The 4,934-nt window shown below is 70.9% G+C and carries 4 protein-coding genes; 2 read left to right on the top strand and 2 right to left on the bottom strand.

Annotated elements, in window-relative coordinates:
- Window positions 1-72: 72 nt before the first annotated feature.
- Window positions 73-2,103 (top strand): PTS fructose transporter subunit IIABC, encoded by a 2,031-nt coding sequence (locus AOJ26_RS40155; protein ID WP_053853270.1) that lies wholly within the window; start codon window positions 73-75, stop codon window positions 2,101-2,103.
- 99 nt (window positions 2,104-2,202) lie between these two features.
- The gene (locus AOJ26_RS40160) at window positions 2,203-2,457 is read left to right on the top strand and encodes a hypothetical protein (protein ID WP_053853271.1); all 255 of its coding nucleotides are present in this window, start codon (window positions 2,203-2,205) and stop codon (window positions 2,455-2,457) included.
- Window positions 2,458-2,475: 18 nt separating this feature from the next.
- Here the strand turns inward: AOJ26_RS40160 and AOJ26_RS40165 are convergent, their stop codons facing one another.
- Both AOJ26_RS40165 and AOJ26_RS40170 read right to left on the bottom strand, forming a co-directional pair.
- Window positions 2,476-3,222 (bottom strand): DUF6227 family protein, encoded by a 747-nt coding sequence (locus tag AOJ26_RS40165; protein WP_053853272.1) that lies wholly within the window; start codon window positions 3,220-3,222, stop codon window positions 2,476-2,478.
- A gap of 189 nt (window positions 3,223-3,411) precedes the next feature.
- The gene (locus tag AOJ26_RS40170) at window positions 3,412-4,638 is read right to left on the bottom strand and encodes a L,D-transpeptidase (RefSeq protein ID WP_086724896.1); all 1,227 of its coding nucleotides are present in this window, start codon (window positions 4,636-4,638) and stop codon (window positions 3,412-3,414) included.
- Between the last annotated feature and the right edge of the window lie 296 nt (window positions 4,639-4,934).

Consider the following 4,934-nt stretch of genomic DNA (forward strand, 5'->3'; position numbering starts at 1 on the left):
CCCCGGCCCCACCCTCGTCCCCACCTGCGCCCACCCCACTCCCCGGGCGATACGCGTGCGAAGGAGCCCGCGATGAGCGACATGATCACCGCGGACCTGGTCGATCTCGACCTGTCCGCCGACACCAAGGAAGCGGCGGCCCGTGCCCTCGCCGAGCGCATGGTCGCCCTGGGCCGGGTGACCGACCTGGAGGGCTTCCTCGCCGACGTGGCCGCCCGGGAGGCCCAGATGCCGACGGGCCTCGACGGCGGCATCGGCATCCCGCACTGCCGCAGCGCACACGTCACCGAGCCGACGCTCGCCTTCGGGCGCAGCACCGCCGGGATCGACTTCGGCGCGGCGGACGGACCCGCCGACCTGATCTTCCTGATCGCCGCCCCGGCCGGCGCGGACGACGCCCACCTCACCATCCTGTCCTCCCTCGCCCGGCAGCTCATGAACACCGAGTTCACCGACGCGCTGCGGTCCGCGGGCAGCGCTCAAAGCGCGGCGGCGCTGATCCGCGGGGACGAGGCGCCCGCCGAGGACGCCACCGAAAGCTCCGTTGCGGCATCGGCGGCGGCCTCCGCCGATGCCGCAACGGCCCGTCCCGCGCCCGACGTTCCCGAGGCCCCCTTCCGGATCGTCGCCGTCACCTCCTGCCCGACCGGCATCGCCCACACCTACATGGCGGCCGAGTCGCTGGAGAACGCCGGCCGCGAGGCGGGCGTCGAACTCGTCGTCGAGACGCAGGGCTCGGCCGGCTTCGAACGGCTCGACCCGGCCGTCATCGCGGCCGCGGACGGCGTGATCTTCGCCCACGACGTCCCCGTGCGCGACAAGGACCGCTTCGCCGGCAAGCCCACCGTCGACGTCGGCGTGAAGGCGGGCATCAACCGCCCCGCGGAACTCATCACCGAGGTACGCGGCAAGGCCGCGCGCGGTGAGGTGACGGCGGGCGCGGCCGGGGGCGGCACGCCGGTCGAGCGGGCCGGTGAGCCCGGCGACGGCTACGGCACCAGGCTCCGCAAGTGGCTGATGACCGGCGTGAGTTACATGGTCCCCTTCGTCGCCGCGGGCGGCCTGCTGCTCGCCCTCGGCTTCGCGATCGGCGGCTGGCAGATCGCGAGCGCGCCCTCGGTCATGAAGCACTTCTCCTGGACCGAGATCGACAGCTGGGGCGCCCTGCTCTTCCAGATCGGCCAGGTCGCCTTCGGCTTCCTCATCCCGGTCCTCGCCGGCTACATCGCCTACGGCATGGCGGACCGCCCCGGTCTCGTCCCCGGCTTCGTCGGCGGCATGATCGCCTCCAACATCGCCGCGGGCTTCCTCGGCGGCCTGGTCGCCGGTCTGCTGGCCGGTGGTGTGGTCCTCTCGATCCAGCGGATCAAGATCCCGCCGGTGCTGCGCGGCATCATGCCGGTGGTCGTGATCCCGCTGATCTCCTCGCTGATCGTCGGCTTCCTGATGTTCGTCGTGATCGGCAAGCCCATCGCCGAGGCCCAGAAGGGCATGACGGACTGGCTGGGCGGCCTCTCCGGCACCAACGCGATCCTGCTCGGCGTCCTCCTCGGCCTGATGATGTGCTTCGACCTCGGAGGCCCCGTCAACAAGGTCGCGTACGCCTTCGCCACCGCCGGCATCGCCGTGCAGGACCCGAGCGACTCCGCGATGAAGGTCATGGCCGCCGTGATGGCCGCGGGCATGGTCCCGCCGCTGGGCATGGCCCTCGCGACCACCGTCCGCAAGAAGCTCTTCACCGAGACCGAGCGCGAGAACGGCAAGGCCGCCTGGGTTCTGGGCGCGTCCTTCATCTCCGAGGGCGCGATCCCGTTCGCGGCCGCCGACCCGCTGCGGGTCATCCCGGCCTCGATGGCGGGCGGCGCGGTCACCGGCGCCCTGTCGATGGCCTTCGGCGCCACCCTGCGCGCCCCGCACGGCGGCATCTTCGTGGTCCCGCTGATCGGCAGCCCGTTCCTCTACCTGATCGCCATCGCGGCGGGCGTGTGCGTCACGACCGCGCTGGTGGTCGTCCTGAAGAGCATGCGCAAGCCGGCACCGGGGGCGACGGCCCCCGCGGCGCCCGCCGCCGAGGCGGAGGCCAGGCAGCCGGTCGCCGCCTAGAAACCGCCCCTTTGGGGCTGCTGTGAGGTGTTCACGGCACCTGCGAGATACGTCACGGTCCGGGGCCAAAGTCCCGGACCGTGGTGTCTACTGGACGGCATGCCTGAGCACGTCTCCGTCTACCAGTTGCTTGGTGTGACCCTGCTCGTCCTGGTGGTCGTCGCCTGGACGGCGGGGTTGGCCTACATGCTGCGCCACGGCCGCCACGAGGCCGTCGTGTGGCGCGTCGCCAACGGTCTGCCGGCCCTCCCGCGCCCGCGCGCGGCCGCCCCCGGCCACGAGTGCGTCGAACTGACACCGGCGGAGAAGGACGCGTTCGCGGGTCTGGTACGCCAGCTGAGCGGTGGCCGCTGACCCGAACCGTCGGCCGGTTCAGGACAGTTGCGCCGCCCGCCGCTCCATGGCGTCCCGGGCCGCGTCCTCGGTGACGTACACCTCGCACATGTGCCGCCCGTCGGGCGTCGCCGTGTGCTCGACCTCCCACAGGGAGATCTCCGTGCCGTCGCGCAGCAGGAACGCGTGCTCGTACAGCGAGAAGCCCAGTCCGGCCCGACCCGCCCGGCAGGGCCGCCCGAACGCCTGGGTGATCTGGTGGGCGAACGCCTCCGCCAGCAGCGCGGCCGTCTCCGGGCCCGGCCGGTCCGCGTTCTCCGCGCGGCGCAGCAGCCGGCGCGCGTGGTCCGCCGAGTCGTCCGGGACGTAGGCGTGCCGCGGCGGCTGCGCGGGCGCGAGCTGCACCGTCACCGGCAGCTCGAAGTCCGGGGTGTCCGGCGGCAGCGGCAGCCGCGCGGTCGCCGCACGCAGCTCCTCCTCGTCGACGTACACCTCGTGCTGCGGGACGCTGTCCCGCGCGGTGTTGTGGACGAGCTCCCACAGAGTGAGCGCCGAGCCGTCGGCGAGCAGCCAGGTGTGCCGGTACGTCTCCCGGTGCAGCCCCGCGCTGTGGTGCGCGGAGTGCAGCGAACTGTCGTACGCCAGCGCGCAGTCCAGTCTCCTGATCACGTCGTCGGGCAGCTCGAAGGAGTTCAGGGCACGACCGAGGAGCCGCGCGAGGTGCTCCTCCGGAGACTCGGGCGACTCGGGTGGTTCGTACGCTGCCGTCTCGTACGGAACGCTCAAGGTTTCTCCCGGCGTTGCTGCATGTCACCTTGTGGGTGCATACCGTAGCCCCTCGGTCGGACATCATGTCCGGGAACCGAGAAAACGTACGTCCGGAAAACGGGCGGGCCGCGCGGGAAATTCCCACGCGACCCGACGAACCGTCAAAGATCCCCGGTCAAAGGGCCTTTGTGCCACCTCTCGCCTCGCTCAGGACGAGCCTACGGCGCTCCCCGCGACCCACTCGTCCCACGACATGTTCCAGCCGTTGAGCCCGTTGTCGGGTGCCACCGTCTTGTCGGGGGAGTTCTTCACGACCACCACGTCCCCGATCAGCGAGTTGTCGTAGAACCACTTCGCCGGGGTGTCCGCCCGGCCGCCCTTGACGTCCCGCAGTCCGACACATCCGTGACTGGTGCCGGTGCGCCCGAAGGGCGGATTGCCCTTGTCGTACCAGTAGTTGCCGTGGATGAAGGTCCCCGACTGCGTCAGCCGCATGGCGTCCGGGACGTCGGGGATGTCGTAGGCGTTGGCCAGCGCGACCGTCCGGCTGTCCATACGGATCTTCTTGTACTTCTCGGAGATCACCATCTGCCCGTTGTAGGTGGTGAACTCCGGGCTCCCCGTGGAGATCGGCACGGTCTTCACGGTCGTCCCGTCCCGCACGACCTTCATGGTCTGGGTGTCGGCGTCCACGGTGGACACCTGCGAGCGCCCGATGGTGAAGCGGACGGTCTTCTCCTGTACACCGGTGACGCCGTTCGCCCCCTCGACCCCGTCCAGGTCGATCTTCATCGTGACCTTGGAGCCGGCCTTCCAGTACTCCTCGGGCCGGAAGTCGAGCCGCTGCGCCCCGAACCAGTGCCCCACCACCTGCTGCCCGCTGCTGGAGCTGACGGTGATGTGCGACTGCACGGCCTTCTTGTCGCTGATCGCCTTGTCGAAGCTGAACGACACCGGCATCCCCACACCGACCGTCGTCCCGTCGTCCGGCGTGTACGTCCCGATGAAGCTGTTCGCCTCGGAGACGGTCGTGAAGACGGACTTCGCGGTCACCGCCTTGCCGTCCGAGTCCTTCGCCGTCGCGGCTATCTCGTACTTCGTCCCGCGCTCAAGCTGCTCCTCGGGCTTCCAGCTCTTGCCGCCCGCGGCCAGCGCCCCCGGCACCTCCTGCCCCGTGCCCGCCACCGTCATCTTCACGCCGGTCAGCGTGCCGTCGCTGACCTTCACACCGGTCCTGTTGATCGACGCGCCCGTCGAGCCGTTCCTGGCGGAGATGACGATCCGCGCCGCGGAGGTCTTCGCGGGGTCCTTGCCGCCTTTGCCCTCGCTGTTGGCGTCGGAACCACCTCCGCACGCGGTGAGGGTGAGGGCGCCGACCATCAGGACGGCAGAGGCTCCCAGTGCGCGCCGTGCTGCTATGTCCGGCGTTGCCACGTGATGCTCCATTTTCGTGTGATACGTCGTCCGCTCCACTCAGTGAGGAAAGAGGGACCCGGTCCCCGCCCGGGTTCCCCCAGAACGCCACGAATGCCATGACGTCTGCGCTGGCTTGGCCGGGGCGCCTTGGGGGGGCCGGGTTCGGTTGTGTGGCGGGTGCGGGCTGATGGTGGCTGGTCGCGCGGTCAGCTGCGCTGGGCTGAGCCGGACGCCTACGGGGGTGCCGGGTCAGGTGGTCGGGCGGCTGGGGGCCGGTGGGGGCTGGTCGCGCAGTTCCCCGCGCCCCTGGGTGG

The sequence above is a fragment of the Streptomyces sp. NRRL B-24085 genome, from assembly GCF_001282115.1.
Lineage (GTDB): Bacteria > Actinomycetota > Actinomycetes > Streptomycetales > Streptomycetaceae > Streptomyces.